The following is a 26,204-nucleotide window of genomic DNA, read 5'->3' on the forward strand; positions in this document are numbered from 1 at the left end:
CCTCTGTCCGGTAGTCCCGATTGCCCAGAGCGGAACGTCAATGCTTTGGCGCAAGACGACTCAGAAGAGACACAAACTTAGTGGGCTTCTTCTGTGAATCGTCCGATTTCTCTTTAGCCGTCACCGCCGCCTGTACGAGCTTGCCCCCGAGATAGCGGAAAGGTTCGGGTGGAAATTTCTCAGCCGGCCGGTCTACAAGGCCGCATTCCGACCACTCGTTCTTTAGCTCCAAGGCCATCGAAGATAGGATGCGTCCGCCAATATGGGACAATGCGACTCCATAGCCGCTCCAGCCAACGCCATAGGATACATTCTTGTACTTCCCAAAGCGGCCGAAGAAGGGAAGCCCCGTCGGCGTCATGTCTATCGGCGCGGTCCAATTGTGAGAGATCTTTACGTCAGCCAACATCGGGAATATTTTTTGGAAGGCTTCCGCGGTTTCACGAGAATGTTTTGGGGACGAGTCGTAGCGGTCGCCGAACCAACCTCCGAATGCAAGTCCTCCCCCGCCGCGACCGAAGTAAATTCGGCCGTCCGGGGTAGTGCGATAAACCTGGATGCGCTGGCGCGCGTTAATAACGCCGGTGCCGTTAGTCCATCCCAACTGAGCCAACCTTTGCGGAATCGGGCTGGTAGCAAGCAGGTCAGCCGCAATAACTACGATTCTTCCCTTGACTGCGGGGTGGTTTGCTGACCAGGCATTGTTGGCCAACACAACCTGGGGTGCCGAGATCGTGCCGTTTTTCGTGACGACCACAGCCGGGTTAGCGTCTCTGATCTCGAGCATGGGCGAATTTTCATATACCCTCACTCCCAATTCGATTGCCCGTCTACGGAGTCCGCGAACCAGATAACCGGGGTGAAGAGTAGCTGCGTTCGGATCATAGACGCCAGAAAGGTGGGTATTGGTCCCGATCCGCTCCTGAATCTCTTTCGCGCCTAAGAGTGTAAACCTCTGCTTGCCGAGCTCTTCAAGCTTGCGGACCGTTGCCTCCCAACGTCCTACATGTGCTGGCGTGGACGCAGCCCACATCCAGCCATCTTTCCGCGGTTGTGCCTCCGGGCAATGCGTTTCACAGAAACTTATGACCTGCGCCACCGCATCTTCGCTCGCTATGCAAAGCTTTAACGCCTCCTCCCGACCAAGGACCTCTTCCAGCGTTAAGATCTTGAGCCACCATGGCATGGCAAACCCGGCATTGCGCCCCGAGGCGCCGGAGCCGCACGTCTTGCGCTCCACAAGCGCTACGTCGAGCGACGGTTGAAGCCGCTTCAGCTCTAAAGCTGTCCACAAGCCGACATAACCGCCGCCTACGATTACAACGTCAGCTTTATGATTGCCGCTAAGAGGGGCATTGCCAGGAAAATCGTCGCCAAAAGCTTGGTCAAGCCAAAGCGGGCGGCGCTTTCCCAGATCGATAACACTAGGGGCGCGCAGCGTCAATGGTGTTACAGCTTGACCGTTTGGACTTGCCATTTGTACTAACTTTCCAATCTTATCGAACTGACGATCACAGTAGTAGTAACTGTCGGGCGCCTATCTAACTCAACTTCATCTTTCGCCTGCAGAGGCGACATCTGGGCTCGCTCGATCCAGCCGGGAGAGGACTCAAGTCGCCCCTTCAAACATCAAGCGAAGAAGCCTTCATGGTCTCAACCTCTCCGCTCGTCGTATGCCAAGGTGCAATATCTACCTACCGTCTCGCCGCATGCTCATCCCTTCCGACGAGATAATTAACATACAATATTAATATGAATTTCGTAGCTGTCAAGCATTTACTCGCGTCAATTCACTTTGCCCCGACTGCCGCAGTCGCTTCCAATTCCAACCGGATAGCGGGGTCTGCAAGGGTGGTGATAAGGAGAGTTGACGCAAAAGCCCGGCGTTCCGGGTACTTGTCTACTTTACTCCTTAGAAAGGCCTCCCGCCGGCCCACGTAAGGTTCTCGCTCAGAGGCGTTGGTGATATATTGGTTCAGCCGAACCAGATTATCGAACGAGCTTCCAGCCCTTTCGAGTTCCGAGATTAGACGGGCGAAGGCGAGTTCCGTCTGCTCTTCGAGTCCGGGAACTGGATTGCCATCGTCGTCGACGTGCCCGACGATGCCTGAGAGAAAAACGAAGCCGCCAGATACGCACCCGCTGCTCCAAGGCATCGTATCGCGGCCTATGCGGAACGGTCCAAGCCCTTTGGGCAAAATACCAACTTCAGTCACGATCTATCCTCCGATACGAACGTTGAGCGCCTTGAGCTGCGCATAGCTAAACAGCTCCTCCAATCCATCCTCGTGTCCGATGCCGGAGTTTTTGTAGCCGCCGAACGGAACGCCTTCGAATTGCGAGGAGGAATCGTTGATCCACACGTAACCGGCCTGTAATGCGTGCGCGAGCCGATGAGCGGTCCCGATATCGCGACTCCAGACGGAACCCGTGAGCCCGAAGGTGACGGAGTTGGCGATCTGGACTGCCTCATCGAGGGTGTCGTAACCTATTATCGATAGAACTGGTCCAAAGACCTCTTCGCGCGCCAGGCGACTTTCGGGACGAACGTTGGTGAAAACGGTCGGCTTGTGATAGAGGCCAGGCCCGCAGCCCGTGTGAGGCTCACCACCGGTCACGAGTTCGGCGCCCTCGCTTTTGGCGATGTCCACGTACATCCGTGTTTTCTCGAACTGCGCCTGAGAGGCGAGCGTTCCCATCCTGGTGGTGGGCTCAAATGGATCCCCGATCACAATAGATTCAACCTCCGCCTTAACCAGAGAGGCGAACCGCTCCTGCTCGGAACGGGGCACGATTGCACGGGTCGTCGACATGCAGGACTGGCTCTGCCAGCCCACGAAATTCATTCCTTTTACGACGCCGACTGCAGCGGCTTCGAAGTCGGCGTCAGGAGCAACGATCAGTGCATTCTTGCCGCCAAGTTCCAACGTGATATTCTTTACTGCAACAGCGGCGGCGTCGCGCTGAATGGCCATCCCGACTTGTGAGCTGCCGATGAAGCCAATTCTCTTGACTGCCGGATGTCGGACAATCGCTTGCGGACACTCCGCCCCCTTCCCGACGATCACATTGAGCAATCCCGGCGGAAGATGTTCTGCAAACAATTCGCCCATACGCAAAGCCGAAAGAGCGGCGTTCTCAGAAGGCTTCATGATAAGGGCGTTGCCCGCGACCAGAGGCGCGCCGATCTTTTGACCCGCGAACAACACTGGATGATTGAACGCGTTGATGCGTGCGACCACACCGTAGGGCTCATACCGGGAATAGCAAAGGTGCGTATCCGCGACCGGGTAAGTCCGTCCAGTCAGGCTCAGGCCGAAATTCGCCATCATCTCTAGCGTGTCGGCTGCGGCATCCACGTCCGCAAGCATAAAGGAATACACGTTTCCGACATCAATGGCGTCGAGCGCAGCGAGCTCCTTGCGGTGCTCCCGGAGTACCGTCGCAAGCTTCCTTACAATGGAAGAGCGCTCCTTGACGGGCATGCGGCCCCAATCAACCTGAGCTTTGGCCGCGCTCGCAACCGCAGCTTCGACATCGCGCTCACGCGCATCGGGCAGTTGGCATATCATGGCGCCGGTGACGGGACTGAAGTTCTCAAACTCCTGCCCTTCCAACGCGCCAGTGATCTTACCGTCTATCACCAACCCCCACTTTCGTGCACCGACCATCGATGTGGTTGACGACAGCGTTGGTTCTGACGCTTCAAAAGCTGCGGAATCGCGAACCATCTGAATGAAATCTCCTCCAAAACACCAACTGTTATATCCATAACTAACATATCATTTTGATGTTTTGTCAACTAGCAATTTCCCTGGCTGATGCCGCTCGTTGAAACAGGTGAAGCGCTTAACCTCTGCGTCACGTCTGGCACCGCGTCATGACATTGCGACCGACTTGCACACCACGTGACATGAGATGGCATCGAGCTTTGGAAGGGCACAGTGTGATCATAATCGGACTGCGCTGGGACATTCACGAGCCCACAACGGGGCTTTGGCTCAACACTATGCCTGGGAGGCATCAGTTCATCAGATCAAGCCAATCGGGCAGATCCCCAGCGTGACAGATCGAAGAAACCAATGCCGATGCTATCAATGCAGGAGATCTGACCGCATAAAGGGGGCGGAACCTCCCCCCTTCGACGCCAAGCTCGTTGTCACTAAATTCCACTGACGCAACTGCTTGCCGCAGCCCTCGCCGCCGCTGACGGTGCGTCTGCCCGATTCCCTCTTGACCAGGACTTCAATACCTTTCTAATTTGGAGAATGTTTAACATTAATTCAGAAGCTTTACGAAAGCTCTGGGAATGGGGAGTTGGATACAGGGCGCATTGTTGCGTTGTCCGTTGTTGCCACAGCAGAAAGCCACGCACCGGATACCGTTGAATAGCTGCCAGAAAACTTTCCAGATTTGATATCAAGATACCTTTCAGGTACCAGTTCCTAGAACCTGACTCGCTCTGGTCTGCCGTCGTTGGCGCTTGGGCAAGAAGGTTCGGGGTGGTTTATCCGGAGGACATGAGTGCCAGAGATCAAGCAGAAGTTGGCTACAACCGGGGTTGCGGCAAAGACGAAGACCGTTGCCAGCATCAAGCAGACTGAATTTTCTGCGCCGTTGACAGTCTCCAATCCCACTTTACTCGTTGACGGCAGCGACGACAGCTTCCGTCATGTCGTATACCTGTTTGCCGAAGTTCTCGGAAAATTGACTGTTTGCCGAGAGGCGTTCGGTCGGCAGATCGGGCTGACCGGTTCCCAGTTTGCCGTCTTGTTCGGAGTGGCCTATCGACAAGGTGAGCAGGGCGTCACCATAAAGCGGCTGGCGCAGTATGTTCATCTGGCACCAACGCACGTGACGACCGAGGTGGGCCGCTTGATTCGCGGTGGCCTGCTCGTGAAGCGCTCGTCGGATGACGACAGGCGCAGCGTGCTTGTCAGTCTGACCGCGGAAGGCGAAAAGACGGTTAAATCTGTCGCACCTTTCGTCACCAAAGTTAACGACGTTCTGTTTGAAGGAATGACGGCGGCCGATCTTGCTTCGGCCGAATCGCTCTTCACTCGTCTTTCTCGCAACAGCGAGTTGGCGCTGGCGCAACTCAAGGTCGCGGAGCGGGAAAACCCGATCGACTGAGCAGCCATCCGCCAGCGGTCAGACGTCGCTGAAGGCGCTTGTCCGGCTCGCCACCACATCCTCGTAGGCGAGATCCTGCGAAGCCAGATTCATGTGCCGTGCGAACCTGCTCATTCCCGCGACGGTCTTGCGGGAGATGCGGTGATCGTAGAATGGCAGATCGCGCTTGATCAGCGTTGTAATGAGGCCGGCTTCGTTTGCCGGGAACAGCGCTGCGCCGACCTGGGCCGCCACATCCGGATTTTTATGCAGATGGGCGTGGGTATCGACGATCGCCTGCACGATCGCCTGTGCGCGTTTCGGGTCTTCCGCGACGAACTCGTCGCGAACCGCGATCGAGGCGAAAGTATAATCGAAGGCCTCGGAAGGACCGTCACCCCGCCTCACGTCAAGAATGACCTTGCCGATGCCCCTGGTTGTAGCGATCTCGGCTGCCATGCCATTAGCCCAGAATCCGTCGATCAGGCGAGCCTCGAGCGCCTTGGCGGCATTGAGACCGAAGTTGACGGTTTGGCCGGGCTGCGATGGAACCGGAGCGATCGTTACCCCGTCGCGTTCGATGTCGATACCCGCTTCAGCGAGCAACCCACGCAATCCGGTTTCCACCCACGGCGCCGCGCCGATCCTTTTGCCTTTCAATACCGAAAGGTCGCCGCGTTGCGCGGCATAGTCGGCGTGCATGACCAGGAACCAGTACATGCCTTGCGCTTGCGCGCAGAGGAGTTTCACCCCCTTGAAGTTCGGAAAGGCGGCCAGCGCCGAATGTGCGGATCCGGCGACTATGTCGATCTCACCGTCCCGCAGCGCCTTGTAGGAACGGTCTACTGGGAACATCAGGTCCAGGGAAACATCCAACCCGTTATCGCGGAAATGGCCAAGCTCTATCGCGGCTTCCGCCGGAAAGTAGGAGTTCGACACCATGTCGGGCACGGCAAGCTTAAGCATGGCAAACTCCTTATTGGAACCAGTGCGTTTCAAGCAGGAGACAGCCGCCATCCGACTTGAAGGGGCCGTGATAGACGCCGGGCGGCCGAACTGCGTAAGTATAGCCCTCGAATTTCTCCCCCCCCTTCCCGTCCGTGTCGTTACCGACAATGAGATCCCCTGAAACGAGGAAGACTTCCTCCCAGTAAATGTGGACGAATGGCGAGGTCGTATAGACGCCCGGGTCGAAACGCAGCAGCCGGGTCCGATTACCCTTGCGCGCCACCTCGTCAAGTCCGCCGGAGAGAATCTTCTGCTTGATGCCCGATGGGTAGCCATCCGGGGTGTGCCAACCCTCTTCAAGGTCGACGATGGCAAATTCCTCGTGAAGCTTTTCTGTCATCTCATCCTCGCACAGGCAGCGTGATTACGTCGTAGGCAGCGGTGATTGTCTCACCGGTTAATGGATCGCGCATCTCCATCTCGAACCGCTGGGACGGCTGCAAGCCGCCACGAACAGGGAGCGTGCCGCAGAACATGGCAGACCCTTCGCTCAGACCCTTACCGCCGAACCCAAGCACCACCAGTTCCCCAGGTGGGCGCATGGTGCTAAGCGTACCCTCCTGGTAGAGACGCCGTTCGCCGTCGACATTGATATGCGAGCGGATTTCGATGTCATCCCATCTGTCTTTGATGTCCGCGAAGCGCCAGAGTGTCGAACTTACTGGTTTCGCGCAAAGTTGCTTCGAGAGCGTCACGCCGATTGTTTCTGCCTTGCGGTCGGTATGATCGGAACCGACGCCTACCCAAAGCTGGCCACCGAGTGTGACCAGCACCGGCTCCACCTCCCCGCTCGAGGCATCACCCATCACTTCGATCGAGTGACTGACGGTCAAGAGCGAGGCAGAAACCCGGTAGAAAATCGGCGTGGAGGTGGGCCTGGCAACGCCGATCGCCTCTAGTTCGTGGATGTGTTTTTCGACGGCATCACGGTTTCTGCCAGTCCATCCGGCGATCGTCAGATCTTTGACATCCCTCGGATCGAGCGTTCTCGTTTGGATCAAGTGACCCCCTCCTTCTGTTTCAACGCGGTCATTATTCGCCCAGACATGCCTCGACCGATCGGGCCATGGCCAGCAGTCGCCTGTCCCGGCCAGATTGCCCGATCATCATGAGAGCAGCGCCAGGCAGGCCTTCGACAGGCAACGAAATGGCGGGCAGATCGAAGAAATTCGCGATCGCCGTGTTGCGCAACAGGAGTGCATTGCGCTCCGTGAAACCTGCCGCACTTGCTACTTGCTCCAGCGTCGGTGCCACGATCGGAACAGTTGGCATGACGAGCACATCGCAGTCGGCCGCGCTCCGGCCGACTGAAGCGGCAAGCGCGCCACGTCCACGGATCATATCGATGTAATCGGCGGCGCCGATCGTCTTGCCGCGTTCGATCCGCACCAATATGTTCGGATCTATGCGGGAAGCCTGGCTCAGCCTGTGGCGGTGCAACGCGAAGGCTTCGGCGGTTGCAATTCCGCCCTTGGCATTGACCTCGCGCATGCCGTCGAGTTCAGTCAGTATGACATCTGTCACGCGACAACCAGCGGCCGCCAACGCCTGCAAGGCGCGATCGAACGACTCGGCAATCGCCGCATCTATGCCCTCGAAGGGCAAACCTTGGACGACGCCGACGCGCAGCCCCGCCAGCGGCACCGCAGCCTGGTCGTCTTCGACGCCGGCCAGAACCGCGTCCGCCGAAGCGCATGCGTCGACCGTGCGGGCGATCGGACCCACACAGTCCAGACTTTCCGACAAAGGAAAAGCACCTCCGGTGGAAATCCGGTTGCTGGTCGGCTTGAAGCCGACCAGGCGGCATAGGGCGGCCGGTATCCGTGTCGAGCCTCCGGTATCAGTGCCAATCCCGATCTCGCAGAAATCGCGGGCTACCGCCACGGCGGCGCCTGACGATGAGCCCCCCGGGACCCGGCTGGTGTCGAGTGGATTGCGTGGCGTTCCCAGATGCGGATTGGTGCCGACGCCCGAGAATGCGAACTCGCTCATATTCGTCTTCGCGACGATGATCACGCCCGCTGCCCGCATTCGGTTCACAGCAACCGCATCACGGGTCGCAACCTTGCCTTCGCCGGCGAGAACCACAGAACCTGCGCGGGTCACCTCGCCGGCGACATCAAAAAGATCCTTGATTGTGACGATCGCCCCGTCGAGCGGCCCGAGACTGATACCAGCCTTTGCACGCGCATCCGCTGCCGTTGCCGCGGCGCGCGCAGCCTCAAAGTACACGGTGGGGCAAGCCACCATGCCGTCTAGATTTGGGTCCCCGATGGCGGCAATCGCCCGGTCTAGCCGCTCGACCGCAGCGCACTTCCGATCCATTGGAGACCTCGATATCTCTAAATTTTACATAGGAACATACATACCTAATGAACATAATCCTGTTGCCGGCAGTCTGTCTAGCTTTTTCCGGCGGCGACAATCTAACCGTCGGTCCTAGGCTCAGATAAAGAAGGCACGCTGGCAGGATTTGGCCGACACGCATTAGGCAGATAATCAAGGCCGTCGGCGCCAACCTTTGGTACCTGCTGCCCTATTCCCGGTGATGCGCTGGCGATCCGACAGTCTGGCACGGCTGAGACATAACCGACCACACGTCACGTCGCTCGGACTGAAGCTCGAGGCCGTTCGAGTGGGAATACCACAGATTGACGATGGCAAAGTGCGCGCATACGTCGAGCTACACATCGAGGAGGGACCAATCTTAATCAAAGGAAGGAACTCTCGAGTGCGCTCGTTACAGGCATTCGGGGAAGCGTCCGCTATCGGAACCCACACATCCTAGGCGAATATGCACATGGAGCCTTTCCTCCTGAAATGCCTCCGCCTCCTGTCGCTCGGAACAGAGTTCCGCTGGGTCGCGGTGTCACTTCTAACGTACGAAAGAATAGCGAAACCGGTCGCCGTCCGCCTCGATTCGTCCGACCGTCGGATTTGGGAAATGGATCGGCAGAACCAAGGTGCCGGTTCCGGCAACCGATGCCAGGAAGTTTCGGCGCGAGCGGATGCCAGCCTTTGGGTCCCAGTCGAAGTTTGTCGACCATTCCGGTTCGCGGCATTGCAGGGCGTGGTGGAACAGGTCGCCGGTGACTACGGCACTTTGGCCCCTCGAGCGGATATTGACGCAGCAATGGCAAGGAGAATGGCCGGGTGTCAGCGTCAGAGACACGGTATTGTCGAGCTCATAGTTTTCGTCCACCAGAAGTGCCTGCCCCGCCTCAACGATCGGCTCACAGTTGAAACGCCAGACGTTGTCGAGCGTATTGTCGCCTTGCCGGGTCTCAGCTTCCCTGGCGGCGTACTCGCCCTTGTGGAAGACGTATTTGGCATTCGGAAACGTCGGTACCCAGCGCCCGTCCTTGAGGACGGTGTTCCAGCCGCAGTGATCGATGTCGAGATGAGTGCAAAAAACGTAGTCGATGTCCTCGAAGCGCAGGCCCGCGGCACGGAACCCGTCCAGCCAGGGCTGTTTCGGAAAGTCCATTGGAGCCGAGTAGCCCTTGTGGTCGCCGGTGCAGGTGTCCACCAAAATGGTGTGCTTCGGCGTGCGCACGACGAAGCTCTGATACGTGATAACCATTCGGCCAGATGCCTTGTCGAAAACGACCGGGTCTAGTTCGGCGATGTGACGCCGCCCGATCTCCGGATCATAAGCTGGGAACATGTCCTCGGGTCGGCGCCAAGGGCCGTCCCGTTCTATTATGCTGGTAATTGTTACGTCCCCTATTCGAAGCGTCTGCATGCTACCTTCCTCCGAGATATGGCCTTTTGTCCGTTGCCCCGAATGTCACCGTGTCGCCGGGTGCTACCCTCAGGAACTCCGGCTCGAAGTGCTGAGCCCGCCCGGTGGTTCCCTTGTTCAGCATCTGCACTTGATGCTTGCCCGACATGTCGCCACCACATGCGGCTGCCACGGTGAGATCGAAAGTGCTCTGTTCATCGGATCTGTCCCTCAGTCTTTCTTGAGCCAGCCCTATCGGTTCCAGAGGACCGACAGCGTGCTTCGCGGGGCGCTCTCTGCGCTGGCACAACCTCGTTTCACATCGCTTGACGTTGCGTTGGCGCAAAGAACCAACGAGCTTCGATCCGCTACTCGGGATCTTCCAGGAAAGCAGCGCGCGTATGGCAGCTCCGCATACAGACAATAGGCCGGGTGATTGGCGCGGAGAGCGTTGTGCGACGCTGGCCGGCCCATATCCGGGTGTTCATTCACCACGAGATGCGACGCTACCGATGCTGGTCCTGGCCCGTAGAGAGGGCATTCCGCAATGCGTTATCTGCAAAAATGAATTTATCCACCTCAGCCGGCGTACGACATCCAAGATAGGCCAAAGTTTTTTCAAACTCGTCAGCCAAGAGCCTGAAGACTTTTGCGACGCCGGGCTGCCCAGCAACGGCAGCGCCGTAAAGCGGAGCGCGACCAATAAGAACCATAGCCGCGCCAAGGCCCAAAGCCTTTGCAATATCACTTCCACGCCGCACTCCGCCGTCAACAAGTATAGGTATACGCTTGCCCACTTCAGCAGCGATTTCCGGCAGCATCTCGACTGAGGAGACGGCTGAATCGAGAGCTCGCCCTCCATGATTGGAGACCACAATCGCGTCGGCGCCACAGGCAATCGCTTTTTGAGCGTCCTTGCGACTGAGAACGCTTTTAACAATTAGTCTTCCCGGCCATACATCTCTAATTTTAGCAATCTCATCCCAGGTCATCGCCTCATGTCGGTCTGGTATCGCTGCATTGCCTAAAATTGATTGATACCGTTGCGGATGATTGGCGTGATACCAAATTCCTTTCTTTGCTAATTGCTGTGCCGCAACGCCCAACAACCAGCGCGGCCGGCGAACAGCATCAATGCTGGTGCGGGTGCTCAATCGGAACGGTATTGAGAATTTGTTTCGTTCATTATGTTCTCTCGATCGCCCCAGCGCCTGATCGATAGTGACCACCAATGCCTCGAATCCGAGGTCACGCGCGCGCGCGATCATCTCGTAACAATAGTGTGTCTCCCTCCACATATATATTTGAAACCAAAGTCGGCCGCCGGCTTCTCTCGCGACGGTCTCCATACTGGCATCAGACGTCGACGCGAGCGTGAACGGAATCCCAGCCTCTGCCGCAGCTTTCGCAATAGCAACCTCGCCGCTGTACCAACAAAAACCTCCCATACCGGTTGGAGCAGTGGCGAGGGGTAGCGAAAGTGGCATCCCAAACAACTGGGTGCTCATATCGCGCTTGGAGAGGTCGACCAGAAACCTAGTCTGCAGCTTGATCTTTCTGAAAGATTCGATGTTGTCGTTAAGCGCAACCCCGTCTTCGGACCCTAAGTCAATGAATTCAAACAGAAATCTTGGCAATCGGCGCTTCGCGGCTAGCCTGAAATCCGAAACGGAGAGGCATTCCGTCAAACGCATATCGGTTTCCTCTCACCCTTATGCACCCTTATGGCAACTTCGAGCATAACAATAATGCCCCCCCGCAAGGGCAGCCGACATTGGCTAATTACCTACTTAACTATGCTATTTCGCAACATGTCAACGGCAGATAAATACCAGCCAATAGGTGGAGCAGACCAGGCCACGTGTGACGCCAGCATGTGACCGGGGGAGTGCGGTGCTGAGGTCGTCGGCACCGCTGCTATGGACGGAGCCCCGCGACGATGAAGACAGCGCCGATGCCGAATATAGCGTCGGCGGATCGGAGTGTTCGACAGTTGGATCGACAGGTCTCCGATGCTGCTTATCCGTAGCACGAGTCCTGTCGATGCAACCAAACGGCGGCCGCGGATCGATGGAATGCACACCGCTATTGCACATTAGGACGATAGAAAGCTATCATAATGCATATGAAATTTAGCTTCATAAATAAGCTTTTTTGGGAGGGCACTAGGTGCGCCAGTCGGAGTTGCAAGCGGGGATCGTTTCCGAGCCGAGCCCCGAGTGGGGAAGCGATGTCGCCGCTGCCATGCTGCGACATCTCGGGATTGAGTATGTGACCATGAACCCGGGGGCCAGCTATCGGGGGTTGCACGACAGCCTTGTCAATTTCCTCGGTGATGAGCGGCCGAAAATGTTGCTTTGCCTGCATGAGGATCATGTAATCTCAATCGCTCACGGCTACGCGAAAGTGCGCGATAGGCCTATGGGGGCTATTCTCCATAGCAACGTCGGCCTGATGCACGGTCTCATGGGCATTTTCAACGCCTATTGCGACCGCATGCCCATGATCGTCGTGGGCGCTACCGGCCCCATTGAACCCGAGAAACGGCGACCCTGGATCGACTGGATCCATACGGCGAAGGATCAGGGAGCACTCCTACGGGATTATGTGAAATGGGACGACGAGCCGCGGTCTACGCACGGCACAATCGAGGCATTTCTCCGTGGCATGCAGTTAACGCAGACTGAACCAAAAGCGCCGGTCTACATCTGCCTCGATGCGGGTATGCAGGAAAGCCGTCTGACAAAGCAGGTGGAGCTTCCTCCGGCGCGTTACGGTACGGCGCCAGCTGCCGTTGCGGATGCGGCTACGGTGAGCAGGATCGCGAATCTTCTGAACGCCGCGACACACCCCCTCTTCCTTATCGGACGTGGATCGCGATCTCAAGCGGACTGGGACCGCCGTGTCGAACTCGCCGAATTCTTTGGCGCAACGGTGGTGACGTCGGTTCTCGAGCGTGCTGTTTTCCCGACATCGCATCCGCTTCATGTTTTGCCGCCAATCTCCATTTTGGGTGGAAATTTCAAGGATGAGGTTGCGGCCGCGGATGTGATCTTGAGCTTGGACTGGCCGGACCTCAACGGCCTGTTGCGCGGCGTAAGTTCTGAAACCCACAAGATACAGGCGACGATCATTAACGTATCACTGGATAGCCATCTACATCGGGGCTGGAGCATGGATTATTTCGGGCTTCCCCCAGTCGATGCGCCGGTGCTGGCAAACTCTGACAGATTTGTCGAGCAACTGCTCGACGCCACGCGCTCCCTGACCCGAGGAAGCTCCGTCAGTTATCCCGCGTCCACGTCGCCATCAGGGGACTACTCCCCCGGCCCGGGAATACATCCCCACGATATCGAAGTTGCCCTGCAACGTGCTCGAGGTGATCGCGAATTGACGCTGGCCCACTCAAATCTGAGCTGGGTTGGAGACGTTTTCGATCTTCGTGGGCCGCTGGATTTTCTTGGTCACGACGGAGGCGGCGGCCTGGCTGCAGGCCCCGGCCTGACGGTTGGAGCCGCGCTCGCGTTGAAAGATACGAGCAGACTGGTTGTGGGCGTCCTGGGCGATGGCGATTTTCTCCAAGGTGTTACGGCTCTTTGGACCGCTGCACATTATCAGCTGCCGGCGCTCTTTATCGTCAGCAACAATCGATCGAATTTCAATGATGAGCTGCACCAGGAGGCGGTTGCGAAGGTTAGGTCACGTGAAACCGCAAACCGCTGGATTGGTCAGCGCATCGATGATCCTGCCGTTGACCTCAGTGCAATGGCGCGCAGCCAAGGTGTGCAGGCAGAAGGCCCAGTTGAAACCATCGAAGATCTCGAGAGTGCGATCGCGCGAGGGCTCGATGCAGTGAGAGAAGGACGGCCTTATCTCATCGATGTGCTCGTTGGCGCGACCTACGCCCCTCCCTCGATGATGTCGCGCGGCTGAACGTTCGACCAATCGTCATTCACATTATCTCCGATAAGTTTAACGGGTGAGTCTCCTAACATGTCGACTATCAAAGTTCTGGTGCCCGATATGGACGTCGAAGAGGTTGCCGCCGACGTGGCCGGCCCAAACTTGTCTTTCGACGTTCGTGGCGTGCAACATGTGAGCGCCATAAGTGCGGAAGATTGGGGCGACTGCGATGCCGTCCTGATGCGGAATCGCATCGTCCTTGATCGTTCTACAATCGGCAAGCTTTCGAGGTGTCGGATCATCGTCAGAGCAGGTGTTGGCTATGACAACATCGACATAGGTGCATGTTCCGAAGCCGGCATTCCGGTTTGCAACGTGCCGAACTACGGTACGTCCGAAATAGCAGACCACGCGATTGGACTGCTGCTCTACTTAGCGAGGGGCCTTGGCTCGTATGACGAACGCTTGAGGACGGATCTAACCGGTAACTTCAACGGTGAAAATGTGCCAGTCGTGCGGCGTCTCCGCGGCGGCATCTTCGGTGCCGTTGGCTTGGGCCGGATAGGAACCGCAGTGGCCAGGAGAGCTTCCGCTCTAGACATGAGCGTCCTGTATTTTGATCCACTCTTGCCCGAAGGGCATGAGCTGGGGATGGGTTTTCGGCGTGCCAAGTCCCTTTCGGAAGTGCTTTCCGTATCAGATGTGGTCAGTCTCCACATGCCCCTCAATGATACCACGCTTCGACTACTGGACGCCAACCGGCTTGGTGAAATGAAGCCAGGCGCCATTCTCATAAACATTGCTCGTGGCAAGCTGGTCGATATCGACGCGGTTTACGACGCGCTGCTAAGCGGCCGTCTGGGAGCTGCGGGATTCGACGTCCTGCCATCGGAGCCTCCGGACCCTTCACAGCCTTTGTTCAAGGCATGGTTGGACCGTGAGCCCTGGATTGCCGGGCGCCTGGCGTTGACGCCCCATGCCGCGTCCTATTCTGACGCCTCGACGAGTGACCGCCGTAGGCTGTCAGCCGGCATGCTCAAAGACTTTTTTGAGCATGGCCTGGTGCGGAACAACGTAAATCCAGATTGGGAAAAATTTTCTAAGGAAAACCTGCTAGCTTCTTGAACGAGGCGCAGCACTTTTCAAGCAAACTCGATCTTGGAGTCTGTCTTCCGCCACGTAGTGGAGCGACAAACGATCAGCTCGGCGCACAATCGACAGAATTCAGCGTACGCAAGGGCGCATCCGACAACCGCTTAGAGCGTTTCGCGATGAATTGGCCTCATTAGATGGCAGGGCAAACAGAAGGATGCTGGCCAGCAGGTTTAGCGAGCGTTTCCAACACGCCCTAACAAAAACGCGACGCTCGACAATTATTGCGAGCGCGTGTCTGGCGCCTGACGCGCCATAGATGAGCCTCCGTCGGAAGTGCGGCTGGAGCCATCGCGATCCGGCAATCCATAAGACAGGCACATTCATTGTTGTTGGATTAGACCGTAAGAATTCGGTGGCACCCGGAAAATATATGTTGATAAGATAGGTTTAACATGTAGCAATATCGACCGAGGGAAACGTCGATCACCGCTGGATCTGCCCGCAGCGACGGCGGCGCAATGGAGGTCTTTATGGACAACAATCTTAGATTCTACATAGACGGGAAGTGGGTTGACCCGGTCGCCCGCAACGCAGTTGACGTGATCGACCCAGCGACAGAAGAGCCAGTTGCGCGCATCAATCTGGGCACGGCCGAAGATGTCGATCGAGCCGTCAAGGCGGCGCAAAAGGCATTTCCAGCGTTTTCGCGGTGGAGCAAGGCCGAGCGCATCGATCTCCTTAATGCGATAACCGATGAATATCGGCGCCGGTTCGAGGACGTCTCGCAGGCTATGATGCTGGAGATGGGCTCTCCGATCAATTTCTCACGCGAGCTCCAGGCAGCCTCTTCGCTCAGCCATCTAAAATCGGCAGTCAAAGTGCTGAAAACCTACGAGTTCGAGCAGATGCTGGACAAGGCGCTGATCGTGCGCGAGCCGATCGGTGTGTGCGGTTTCATCACCCCATGGAACTGGCCGCTCAACCAAATCATGGCGAAGCTCGCGAGCGCACTTGCTGCAGGGTGCACCTCGGTGGTAAAGCCGAGCGAGTTTTCGCCTTTGAGCGCGATCATTCTCGCCGAAATCCTTCACGAAGCAGGCACTCCGGCCGGCGTCTTCAATCTTGTCAACGGTGACGGCCCTACCGTCGGGCATGCTATTTCCACGCATCCAGACGTCGATATGGTGTCGTTCACGGGCTCGACGCGCGCGGGGATCCAAGTGGCCATCGACGCTGCTGCAACCGTCAAGAGGGTGCACCAGGAGTTGGGCGGCAAGTCTGCCAACATCCTGCTTCCCGGCAATCACCTCGGCAGGTCGGTGCCTGCTGGTGTCATACGTGCTTTCCGTAACAGCGGACAGTCGTGCCAGGCGCCGACCCGCATGCTGGTTCACGAGAACCAACTTGATGAGTGCCTTGAACTCGCCAAGTCCACGGTGGCTGCAATGGTCGTGGGCGACCCGCGCGCGGACAGGACCACGCATGGGCCGCTGGTCAACAAACAGCAGTTCGATCGCGTGCAGTCGTTTATCGAGACCGGCATAAAAGAAGGCGCTCGCCTCGTCGTGGGTGGTCTTGGTCGGCCGGAAGGCCTCAACCGGGGCTATTTTGTGCGGCCGACCGTGTTCGCCGGCGTCACACGCGAAATGACCATCGCCCAGCAGGAGATCTTCGGACCGGTCCTTTCGGTGATGACCTATCGGGACGAAGACGAAGCGATCGACATCGCCAACGATTCGATCTTCGGCCTTGCGGGTCATGTCTTTGCCGATGACGTCGGTGAAGCCAGGAGAGTTGGCCGACGGATTCGTGCCGGCCGCATATATCTTAACAATGGACCGAGCGAAGACGACACAGAGTACGAAGCGCCTTTTGGCGGCTATAGGCAATCGGGCAACGGCCGAGAGGTTGGTGTTTTTGGTCTCGAGGAATTCCTGGAGACAAAGGCAATCATGGACTAAGGCTTGTTGAGATTCAGAACTCCACTTTTGGCTCGATTGTGATTCAAGCTTTGGATGGAACGGTTGTGCTAACGGACGCCCAATGGGCGAAGATGGAACCGCATTGTCTGGGCAAGCCAGCCGATCCGTGACGAAGTGGTGGCGACAATCGCCGCTTCATCGAAGCGTTGCTTTGGATCGTGCGGACAGGAAGCCGTGGTGCGACCTTCCAGCCTTTTTCGGGAGCTGGAACACAGTTTTCCAAAGATACCGCGATAGGGTCAAAGCCGATGTTTTCATTCGGCTTTTGAGGCGTGCCCCGATGAGCCAGATTATGGTCGATGTCACCACCCACCAAGGTCCATCGATACGGCCAGGGCGCAAAAGGGTGGCTGAAACCCGGGCATAGGCCGCTCCATCGCGGAACGATACATCATCACGTCATTTGCTATTCTGAAAGGTCCGGTTCAGCAGCGTCACTAGACTAGGCCACGAAGTATGCTTTCTTGAATTTCTAACGGTTCATACCCTGCCCGTAAGGTCGGGTTCCAACCCAAGGCAACGTGGTTCAGGTAAGGATTGTGGGGCCAGTAATCTACAGCGAAGGGCCATTTGGCATACTCCGCGAAGAAGCCGGCCTTAGATGGTGCAGCCTGGCGGCCCCGCACGACTGTATGCTGGCTCAACCAACGGTGCTGGCAGCTCTTCTCAGCGAGTTCGCCAGTCCAGGCGGACAGAGATTACGTTGGCAAACGGAACAGTCGCTCGGCGTTGCCATGCAGCAGAAGATCCTTGTCCGGATCTGAAAGGTCGAGTTTGGCAGCCCAACTGCAGGCGACTTCATTGGACGCGAAGGGCCAGTCGACTGAGAACATGACACGTTCGATGCCCATCTCGGCGATGCAAAATTTCAACGGAGCGTCGGAAAAGAACCCGCTTGTCGTGACATAGAAGTGCTCAAGGAATTGCTTCTTGAAGTGCAGATCCGGTGCGTCCCGCGACAGAGCCTCGTCCATGCGATCCATTACATAGGGCAGGGTTTCGCCAAGGTGTCCGAGGACAATCTTTAGGCTAGGGAACCGGTCAAAAACATTATTCAGGATCAGCCGGACCGCCTGGGTGGCGGTCTCTATCGTGTATCCCCATGCCGCCCGCAGGTACATTGGGTGCTTCTCGGCGAGCGGGCCGAAGTAAGCATCGCGAACCGCCGGCAGAGGATCAGCTGGGTGAAGATACAACGGTACATCAAGACGTTGCGCTGCGTCGAACAGAGGGTCGAAGCGTGGATCGTCTAAAAAGACACCGTCTGTTGGGCCGTGGATCATGGCGCCGACGAAACCAAGGTCTCCGACCGTGCGCGCGAGCTCGCGCGCCGCAGCTTCCGGATTGGAAGTCGGCACTGACGCGAACGCCGCAAAGCGATGCGGTGCGGCATCGACGATCTTCTTCAGTCGATCGTTAACAGCAATGGCAACTTCGGCTGCATCATTGGTGAGCAGGCCCTGCAACGCAGGAGGCAAGTGTGACAGGATCTGAAAGTCTACCCCGGCACTATCCATTGAGCCGATACGCGCCTCGGCGAAATCAGTAAGCAAGGGATCAATTTTCGGCATGGGAAAAGCCTTGATGGCCTGGGCCAACTGGCTGTCAAGATAATGTTCTTCCAGGGCGATGACGCGGTGGTTCTTGATCATGGTCATTTCCGATCAATGGGTTACGGGAAAGGCGCTTCGTGAGCCGGACGGCAAGCCGCCCCACAGCCGGCGAGCGACTAAGTCAGCGCTTCGACGAGGCGAACTCGGTTGAAGGGGAGCCGGCGAACACGCTGACCCAGAGCCATTGCGACGGCATTGCCAATGGCTGCCGCTGTCGGGCCCAAGGCAACTTCCCCCACCCCGAGCGGAGGCTCATCAATCGCGTCAATTATCATAGTGTCCACGGCGGGAGCTTCCGAGAACCGCAATATTGGGTACTGCTCCCAGCTCTTGGCGGCGATCTCACCTTCGCTAAAGCGGACTTCTTCGTGCAGTGCCCAGCTCGTCGCCTGCACGATACCGCCCTCGATTTGATTGCGGGCGCCGTCAGGACTGACGACGAGGCCCGCATCAACCACACACCAGATTCGGTGCACCTGAACTGTCTCGCCGACGCTGACCTCAGCGACCGTAGCCATGTAGGCGGCATAATTCTTGTAGCGGCTGAACGCGACTCCGACGCCGCCGGCATTGTTTGTGCGTAGTGTGTTCCACTGGGACGTTTCAGCTACGGCCTCCAGCACTCGCCTGGCTCGCCTATCCTTAAGCAAGGAAAGTCGGAATGCGATTGGATCCTGGCCAGCATTGTCGGCCAGTTCGTCAATGAAGCTCTCGATCGCAAAGACGTTGCCTAGCGCGCCAAGCCCACGGAGAGCGGACGTGCGGACCGGGACGTCAGGCACAAAATGGCTGATGAGCTTCTGCGGAAAATCGTAAAGCGCGACAGCGTTGCGCATAGCGCCGGCGCCAATCGCATCCGGCAGATCAAGCGGCGTCACCAATGGCGGTCCGTTTGGTATGGCCTCGGCCCCGAGCAAATTGACGCCACCGCTGGTCCCCGGCCGTTGCGCGTGCGGGGTACTCCAAACCGATATGGTCCAGCCCGACGGCCGACCGTCGACATCAAGTTCGGCGGCCAGGTCGATGGACATGGCAGCGCCTACTGGTGACGCTGAGAGCTCATCACGTCGTGTCCACAGGACCCTGACGGGCCGGCCATGAGTGCGTACCGCCAAAAAGGCCGCATCGAAAGCCGCATCATCCGCTCCATTGTGGCCGTAGCAGCCAGCGCCATGTTTATGGCGCACATCAATGTCTGCGGGGTCTAGGGCAAGTGCCTTGGCTAACGCAGCACGTAGCGGAAAGACGCCTTGAGAATGAGTGTAAACCGTAAGTGTGCGCGCGCCGACGACCTGAGCCAGGGCACAAGAGGGTCCGATCGATCCATGCGCTAGGTAGGGGCGCCAGTAAGTCGCCTCGAACCTGGATGTGCGCAAAGCATTGCCCACGGTTCCCACATCCCGCGTGGTGTCGACGGAAGCCTGGCGTCTGAGCCACTCAGGCTCGCCCGCCTCGTCCGGGACAGGCTGGCCGTCTTCCCATATGAGCCGGTCCGCAACCAATGGTGCACACTCTTGGACGACAAACTCATCGTCGGACAGCAAGGCCACAAAATCGCCCTCGCGAACGATCTCCACCATCCCTGCAAAACGACCAGGTAGAAGAGGCTCGTTTGCGAGACGTGCTCCTCGCCGCGGACGCCGCAGCACCCGGGCGTGGAGCATGTCGGGGAGTCTGATATCGTGAATGAACGAAGCGGATCCTAACACCTTCGCAGGAAGATCTACCCGTGGTAGGTCATGGCCAACAATCCGGTAGTTGGATCGCTGCCGAACATTGAGTGACCCCCTCGCCTCGCAGTCGAGATCGACGACGCTGGCCTCGCTCCAATATGTTCCGACAACGCCCCCGTCGCAATGGAATTCACCGTCTTCAATTTTGAGGCTTTCGGGCGACACCTTGGCCATGCGTGCGATGTGCTCGATGAACAATTGACGGACTTCAGCAGAGACCTGCCTTATAGCTGCGCCACCCATCTCAATGGAGAGGCTGCCCGCCGTAACGCCTTCGTCAGGACCGCAGCTGGTCTCACCCGATTGCATCAGGATACGGGAGGGTCTGACCTCCAGCTCCTCAGCGGCGATCTGGGAAAGTGCAGTCAGAATACCTTGTCCGAGTTCAACTTTGCCGGTTGAGACAATGACCTTGTCGTCGGTGAAGCCAATCCACTGATTCAGGCGTGGATTATCCAAAATGCTCTGCGGAAGCGCGTTAGGTATCATGCGCGCATCGCCTCTGCTGCCCGTTCGACCGCCCGGACGATACGCTGGTGGGACCCGCAGCGGCACAGATGCTTGTCGAGGGCCGCTACGATATCCTCCCGGGTCGGAGCGGCGTTGCGCTCCAGCAGCGACTGAGCCGACATCAGTATTCCAGACAGGCAATAGCCGCATTGACCGGCTTGCTCATCGAGAAAGGCCTGTTGCAGAGGACCGGCCCTCCCTTCGACCGACAAGCCCTCTACCGTTCGCACGTGCCGACCTGCTGCGGCGGCAACCTCCAAGGTGCAAGCATACGCAGGCTGGTCATCAACGAGAACGACGCAAGCCCCGCAGGCCTCCAGACCGCAGCCGAAGCGTGTGCCCATCAGATTGAGTTCATTTCGCAAGACGTAAAGTAGCGGGACCGTCGGCGCAGCCCCTGAAATCCTGGACGTTCCATTGACTGTCAGATGGATCGGGCCGCTCATGAAAATACCTGCACTTCCATGCCACTGATCAAAGTGACATTTGGTTCGACAATTCAGGACCCTCGCCTTTTCGGAAGTTCCGGACTGTCATTTCAGTAAGAGGCTTCCCGGCCCATCAGCTGCTGGCGCTTCAAGGGGCGAAGCAACGATGTCGCCGATCATACGGCGAGGGTTGAACGATCGGAATGGCGCAGACGGCACCGGCAGGTTTGCCGGTGCAGCAGCAACGTCCTCTGTGCTCATCGCGGAACGATACAGCATCACGTCATTCCTATTCTGGTCGGCCTCGCCAGCGTCACTAGGCGACGAAGTATGCTTTCTTGAACTTGTAACGGTTCAGACCCCACCCCGTAAGGTCGGGTTCCAAGCCGCCAATCTGGGCCGAGTGAGCATCGATAGTGTCGGGGTAGCCCCAGATGATCAGCCCGCCCCGCTCAAAGGAAATCCGCTGCATCTGATGCACAAGCTCGCACCGGCGGTTCTGATCAAGTTCGGCGCGGGCAAGGTCGTTAAGACGCGTGAACTCTTCGTCGGAGAACCGGGTCGGGTTGAGTGGTGAAGTGGCGAGTTCCCCCAAGGCAACCTGGTTCAGGTAAGGATTGTTGGTCCAGTAATCTACCGCGAAGGGCCAGTTGGTATACTCCGCGAAGAAGCCGCCCTGGTCGAGCCGCTTGACGTTGATTGTCACATCCCCTTCCCGCGCCTGTTCGGCAAAGATCTGTGAAGCTTCGAGCAGACCCGGTGCGGCCGCGGTCGTGGCTAATTCCAACTGCAGATTGGAATGACCCGCGCGGGCAAGCAGCGACCGAGCCTCTTTGACGTCGCGCTCCCGAACCAGAGACGTGTCGAAACAGGGATCATTGGGCGAGTACGCATCGTATGCCACGCGTCCGTGGCCGAAGAAGGCCAGTTTTACGAGCTGCTCGCGATCGACCAGCAACCGCAGAGCCTGCCGCACCCTGACGTCGTCGAAAGGAGGCTTGTCGACCCGCATCGTGAATGGCCGAAACGACCCCGCTTTGCTCGTCAGGACCTTGAAGCTACTGTTGGCACTCACCACCGGTATCTGGGAGTAGGGAAGACCCTCGATCGCGTGAACCTGCCCTCCGAGAAGAGCATTCACCCGCGCAACATCGTCGGGGAGATCGATGAGGACCAGTTCGTCTACGTAAGGCGCTTGTCCATGATAGTTCTCGAAGCGCTTGAAAGTCGATTGCTCACCCGGAACGAATTGGTCGAGCTTGAACGGGCCTGAACCAACGGGGCTCTTAGGGTCGAAATCGACAGGCACGACACCGGTGCTTAGTACGCGGAAAGCGTCCCGCAGTGCCGCATCGGGACGGCGAAGCTTAAGACGGATCGTACGGTCGTCCAGCTTGACGATCTGCGTTGGATCGATGGAGCGCATAAGCGGCGCTACATTGCGAGGGTTCTTCGGATCGATGATCCGTCGAATCGTATAGGCGACGTCATCCGCGCCGATCGTCTTGCCGTTGTGAAATTCAGCTCCCTGCTTGATCCGAATCGTCCACTCGGTTGCCGAGGGATTTACCTCGAACTCCTCTGCCAGAAGCGGTCGATACTCGGCCTGTTCGTTATCATCCCCCAAACCGTCGTAGAGATTGAGAACACGGGCGATGTCAGCCGGGGTAATCGCGGAATGCGGGTCAAGTGAGTCGGTGGGGCCGCCGCCGGCGATGCCAACGCGCAGAGACCCACCCTTCTGGGGTTTTGGGCTGCTCTGCCCAAGTGCGGAGCCCGCATAACCAAGAGCCATCGCGGCAATCGCGCCACCCATCAACTGACGGCGGTCCAGTGTGTTCCGAAGCATGCGTATTTTCGACATGTGCGTTCCTCCCTACACATAGAATATTGCTATAGACAATAGGTAGTCAAGTGTGTTTAATTCACTCAATGATTGCTCCCGGGCGAAGCGCATCGATGAGCGCGAGCCGCGGGGAACTGCGCACAGAGGAGACGTTTCTCGTGAGTTACGCAGACCTGAGAGGGTTCATCGAGGCGCTCGACAACCAGGGCATGCTCAGAAGAGTTCCCGGTGCTTATCCGCATCTAGAGGTTGGAGCTGTTACCGAGGTCGCGGCCAACCTACCCGAATGCCCTGCCCTTCTGTTTGACAAGTTCGACGGCTATCCCGCGGGCTTTCGCGTCTTCACCAACGCGACAAACAGTTCCGTCAAAGCGGCCATTGCACTCGGCCTTGATCCATCGCTCGCCCCTCTGGAAGCTCTCAAGCGATGGAAAGAGAAACGGTCCGCCTTCCAGCGGAGTGGCCCCTTGCCGCAGCGCCTCACCGAACCTCTGTTTCTAGAGAACACGATGGCGGGCCACGAAGTCGACCTCGCATGCTTTCCTGTACCGCAGTGGCATGCGGACGACGGCGGCCGCTATATCGGATCGGGCAGCCTCGTCGTCATGGGCGATCCTGACAGCGACTGGGTGAACGCATCGATCTACCGAGTCCAGGTTCAAACAGCGAATACGGTCACGATTCAGTTCGATCACTTGGGACGGCACGGAGCCATCCTTGCAAAGAAGTTCTGGGACCAGGGTAAAAGCTGTCCGGTCGCCATCGTCAACGGCCAGGATCCGTCACTCTTCTTAGCAGGTTTCGAAGCTCTCCCAGCCGGTTATTCGGAGTATGATTTTGCCGGAGCCGTCAAGGGCGAAGCGATTCCGCTGGCAAGAGCGCCGCTGACACAACTGTTGGTTCCGGCACTAGCCGAAAGTATTCTGGAAGGTTACCTGCTTGATCCGAAGACGGTGATGGCGGAGGAAGGTCCATTCGGAGAGTTCACCGGATACTATGCGGCAGATCGCCGACCGCAACCGGTAATGCAGGTCGACGCGGTGCATTTCAGGCACAATCCGATCCTGTTTGCCTCGCCTCCGTTGAAGCCTCCGCTCCACCATTTTGGGCTGCCATTGAAGGCTGCAACCCTTTGGACACTGTTCGAAAACGCCGGTGTCACCGATGTCACCGGTGTTTGGCAGCATGTCTCGTCACTCGTTACGGTTGTCGCTGTCAAGCAACGCTATGATGGGCATGCGAAGCGAGCTGGCCTGATAGCGGCCGCCAATAGCTACATGGGACGCCTGATCATTCTCGTCGATGACGATATCGATCCGTCCAACATGGACGATGTTCTGTGGGCGGTCGCTACGCGCTGCGAGCCCTCGGACTCGATCGATATCATCAGAAATGGCTGGAGTTCCGCCCTCGACCCGCGCATCCCGCCCGAGGCGAAGGAGCTTGGTGTGACAGCGCATTCCAAAGCCATCATCGATGCTTGTCGGCCTTATGCCTGGTCCTCGCGCTTTCCGCCCAGCACCGCGCTTCATCCAGCAGAGGCTAAGGCCGTCAGCGATAAGTGGGCCACGGTCTTGCGCGCTCAGACCACACGCACCGAGGAAGAAGGTCCAGCGATCAATCGGGCAGGAACCACCAGCACGGCAGGGCGCGCACCGAAGAACGGGCTCTGAGAGAAACTTTCAACGGAGGAACACTCATGAAAAATGATAGACACCTGTTTTACTTGAATCGCAGACAGATCTTGCCAGCTCTTGCCGGAGCCGCGGTGCTGGCGGGCGCCCAGGGCGCGCGCAGCGCTGACCAGCCGACACAATCTCGGCCGGCACCAACTCGGGACGACATTCTGATCCGCGGCGCCTCAATCCTGACAATGGATCCGCAAAACCCGATTTTTGAGCGTGGTGACATCCTTATCCGCTCCGGTCGAATCGCAGCCGTCGATCACTCCATCGACGCGCCAGATGCCGAAGTCATAGATGCAAGCGACTTGATAGCTCTGCCAGGCTTCGTGAATGCTCATATCCATCTTTGGCAAAGCGCTATGGCTGGTATCGCAGGCGATTGGAGCCTGGACCAGTATGTTCAGCGTATTCTGGGTGGAATCGGACCCCACATCAGCGCCGAAGACTTGTACCTGGCGAACTTGGCGGGTTGTTTCGAGCAAGTGAGCGCCGGGACCACCACTGTGTTCGATTACTGTCATGCGATCAATACGCCGGCTCATGCGGACCGTGCCGTTGACGCTCTCCTTGAGTCGGGCGTCCGTAGCGTTTTCGGATACGGCCCGCCTGGCGATTGGGACTGGTATGCCGACCCTAACCGGGACCATCCCGAAGATGCGGCCCGGCTGCGGAAGGAGCGTCTATCGTCTGACAGCGGGCTTGTACGAATGGCTCTTGCTATCCGTGGGCCGGATGAATCAACTCTGCCGGCCACGACGCGCGATATCGCCATGGCGCGCCGCCTTGGCGTTATGGTTACGATGCACACAGGATGGGGCACGGTCGGACCGAAGAACAAAGCGGCTCGCCAGCTGGCGGACGCGGGGCTGCTTGGCCCTGACATCAACCTCGTTCACGCAAACTCCTTCACGGCCAGCGAGTATAAGGCCGTCGTCGACTCGGGTGCGACGATCACGGTGACACCGGAGGTCGAAATGCAGATGGGGATGGGCTTCCCAGCCACCGGACATGTTCGGCTGGCCGGGGGACGACCTGCGGTTGGGACGGACATCCCCACCAACGTCGGTCCGGAAATGGCTACCCAGATCAGGATCGCGCTGCAGATGCAGCGCGCGCTCGACAACGATCGCCTTCTTCGAGAGGGTCAGGATCCAAAGGAGCTCACCATCACCGCACACGAAGCTCTCGAATGGGCGACCATAGAGGGCGCCAGAGTTTTGGGTATGGATCGGGAGATCGGCTCGATCACAAAAGGAAAGGCTGCCGATATTCAGCTGATCAGGAAATCACCCCGCGATCTTGGGCAGGCACAGAACCCTGCTGAAAGCGTTGTCTTCTATTCGACGGCAGCGCAAGTCGAATCGGTGTTCGTGAACGGCAAAGCACAGAAATGGCAAGGGCGTCTCGTCAACTCTGCAGCCCACGGCCTGCGCGACCGTCTCTTGCAATCAGGTCAGAGACTCATCGAGCAAGGGCAGGGGAATAAATGAGAGGCACCCTGAACCTGCAAAACCCAGATTTTACATTCTGAAACATCCGGCGTCTCAACACGAGCGCCATCTGCG

Annotated in this window: 19 protein-coding genes and 1 pseudogene; 6 read left to right on the top strand and 14 right to left on the bottom strand. The window is 57.9% G+C overall.

Annotation, left to right across the window (positions count from 1 at the left end; all coding sequences use genetic code 11):
* Positions 1-37 precede the first annotated feature (37 nt).
* From EN850_RS28365 to EN850_RS28375, 3 genes are all read right to left on the bottom strand, one after another.
* On the bottom strand, positions 38-1,477 hold the full coding sequence (locus EN850_RS28365; protein WP_135880842.1) for an FAD-dependent oxidoreductase: 1,440 nt from the start codon (positions 1,475-1,477) through the stop codon (positions 38-40).
* A gap of 313 nt (positions 1,478-1,790) precedes the next feature.
* Positions 1,791-2,216: a RidA family protein gene (locus EN850_RS28370; RefSeq protein ID WP_135880843.1), complete on the bottom strand. Its 426-nt coding sequence runs from the start codon at positions 2,214-2,216 to the stop codon at positions 1,791-1,793.
* A gap of 3 nt (positions 2,217-2,219) precedes the next feature.
* Positions 2,220-3,731, bottom strand: a complete 1,512-nt coding sequence (locus EN850_RS28375) for an aldehyde dehydrogenase family protein (protein WP_135880844.1) — start codon at positions 3,729-3,731, stop codon at positions 2,220-2,222.
* 793 nt (positions 3,732-4,524) lie between these two features.
* On the opposite strand from EN850_RS28375, the gene EN850_RS28380 reads away from it, so the two are divergent.
* Complete coding sequence (locus EN850_RS28380) at positions 4,525-5,133, top strand: MarR family transcriptional regulator (protein ID WP_135917421.1); 609 nt, start codon at positions 4,525-4,527, stop codon at positions 5,131-5,133.
* A gap of 18 nt (positions 5,134-5,151) precedes the next feature.
* On the opposite strand, the gene EN850_RS28385 is transcribed toward EN850_RS28380, so the two are convergent.
* The 7 genes and pseudogenes from EN850_RS28385 to EN850_RS28415 all read right to left on the bottom strand — a co-directional run bounded on the left by EN850_RS28385 (position 5,152) and on the right by EN850_RS28415 (position 11,538).
* A complete protein-coding gene (locus EN850_RS28385) occupies positions 5,152-6,129 on the bottom strand; it encodes an ABC transporter substrate-binding protein (protein WP_210237992.1) in 978 nt (325 codons plus the stop codon).
* Positions 6,089-6,460 carry a cupin gene (locus tag EN850_RS28390; protein ID WP_135880847.1) on the bottom strand — a complete coding sequence of 124 codons (372 nt, stop codon included), beginning with the start codon at positions 6,458-6,460 and terminating at the stop codon, positions 6,089-6,091. Before EN850_RS28390 ends, EN850_RS28385 begins: the two co-directional genes overlap by 41 nt.
* Before the next feature lies 1 nt (position 6,461).
* The gene (locus EN850_RS28395) at positions 6,462-7,121 is read right to left on the bottom strand and encodes a DUF2848 domain-containing protein (RefSeq protein ID WP_135917419.1); all 660 of its coding nucleotides are present in this window, start codon (positions 7,119-7,121) and stop codon (positions 6,462-6,464) included.
* 31 nt (positions 7,122-7,152) lie between these two features.
* The gene (locus EN850_RS28400; protein WP_135917417.1) at positions 7,153-8,445 is read right to left on the bottom strand and encodes an amidase; all 1,293 of its coding nucleotides are present in this window, start codon (positions 8,443-8,445) and stop codon (positions 7,153-7,155) included.
* Positions 8,446-8,995: 550 nt separating this feature from the next.
* Positions 8,996-9,865 (bottom strand): MBL fold metallo-hydrolase, encoded by an 870-nt coding sequence (locus EN850_RS28405; RefSeq protein WP_135917415.1) that lies wholly within the window; start codon positions 9,863-9,865, stop codon positions 8,996-8,998.
* A gap of 25 nt (positions 9,866-9,890) precedes the next feature.
* Positions 9,891-10,037: pseudogene (locus tag EN850_RS37315) on the bottom strand (pseudoazurin); the annotation flags it as partial.
* Between the two features lie 313 nt (positions 10,038-10,350).
* Positions 10,351-11,538, bottom strand: a complete 1,188-nt coding sequence (locus tag EN850_RS28415; protein WP_135917414.1) for an alpha-hydroxy acid oxidase — start codon at positions 11,536-11,538, stop codon at positions 10,351-10,353.
* A 475-nt stretch (positions 11,539-12,013) separates the two neighbouring features.
* Between EN850_RS28415 and EN850_RS28420 the strand changes: the two genes are divergently transcribed.
* From EN850_RS28420 to EN850_RS28430, 3 genes are all read left to right on the top strand, one after another.
* Positions 12,014-13,777, top strand: a complete 1,764-nt coding sequence (locus EN850_RS28420; RefSeq protein WP_210235465.1) for a thiamine pyrophosphate-binding protein — start codon at positions 12,014-12,016, stop codon at positions 13,775-13,777.
* Positions 13,778-13,837: 60 nt separating this feature from the next.
* Positions 13,838-14,872: a C-terminal binding protein gene (locus tag EN850_RS28425; protein WP_135917412.1), complete on the top strand. Its 1,035-nt coding sequence runs from the start codon at positions 13,838-13,840 to the stop codon at positions 14,870-14,872.
* Positions 14,873-15,372: 500 nt separating this feature from the next.
* Positions 15,373-16,803 carry an aldehyde dehydrogenase family protein gene (locus EN850_RS28430; protein ID WP_135917410.1) on the top strand — a complete coding sequence of 477 codons (1,431 nt, stop codon included), beginning with the start codon at positions 15,373-15,375 and terminating at the stop codon, positions 16,801-16,803.
* A gap of 719 nt (positions 16,804-17,522) precedes the next feature.
* On the opposite strand, the gene EN850_RS28440 is transcribed toward EN850_RS28430, so the two are convergent.
* The 4 genes from EN850_RS28440 to EN850_RS28455 form a co-directional block, all read right to left on the bottom strand.
* The gene (locus EN850_RS28440; RefSeq protein WP_189522237.1) at positions 17,523-18,476 is read right to left on the bottom strand and encodes an amidohydrolase family protein; all 954 of its coding nucleotides are present in this window, start codon (positions 18,474-18,476) and stop codon (positions 17,523-17,525) included.
* Positions 18,477-18,553: 77 nt separating this feature from the next.
* Positions 18,554-20,659: a molybdopterin cofactor-binding domain-containing protein gene (locus EN850_RS28445; RefSeq protein ID WP_135932937.1), complete on the bottom strand. Its 2,106-nt coding sequence runs from the start codon at positions 20,657-20,659 to the stop codon at positions 18,554-18,556.
* Positions 20,656-21,126: a (2Fe-2S)-binding protein gene (locus tag EN850_RS28450; protein WP_135917402.1), complete on the bottom strand. Its 471-nt coding sequence runs from the start codon at positions 21,124-21,126 to the stop codon at positions 20,656-20,658. Before EN850_RS28450 ends, EN850_RS28445 begins: the two co-directional genes overlap by 4 nt.
* A 298-nt stretch (positions 21,127-21,424) precedes the next feature.
* Positions 21,425-22,972, bottom strand: coding sequence for an ABC transporter substrate-binding protein (locus tag EN850_RS28455; RefSeq protein WP_135917400.1), 1,548 nt, complete (start codon positions 22,970-22,972; stop codon positions 21,425-21,427).
* Between the two features lie 140 nt (positions 22,973-23,112).
* On the opposite strand from EN850_RS28455, the gene EN850_RS28460 reads away from it, so the two are divergent.
* Entirely contained in the window at positions 23,113-24,627 is a 1,515-nt protein-coding gene (locus EN850_RS28460; RefSeq protein ID WP_189591237.1) for a UbiD family decarboxylase, read from the top strand.
* A 26-nt stretch (positions 24,628-24,653) separates the two neighbouring features.
* Positions 24,654-26,129, top strand: a complete 1,476-nt coding sequence (locus tag EN850_RS28465) for an amidohydrolase family protein (protein ID WP_135917395.1) — start codon at positions 24,654-24,656, stop codon at positions 26,127-26,129.
* Positions 26,130-26,204: the final 75 nt, after the last annotated feature.

Source organism: Mesorhizobium sp. M8A.F.Ca.ET.207.01.1.1, assembly GCF_004794715.1.
In the GTDB taxonomy this organism is placed as follows: Bacteria; Pseudomonadota; Alphaproteobacteria; order Rhizobiales; family Rhizobiaceae; genus Mesorhizobium.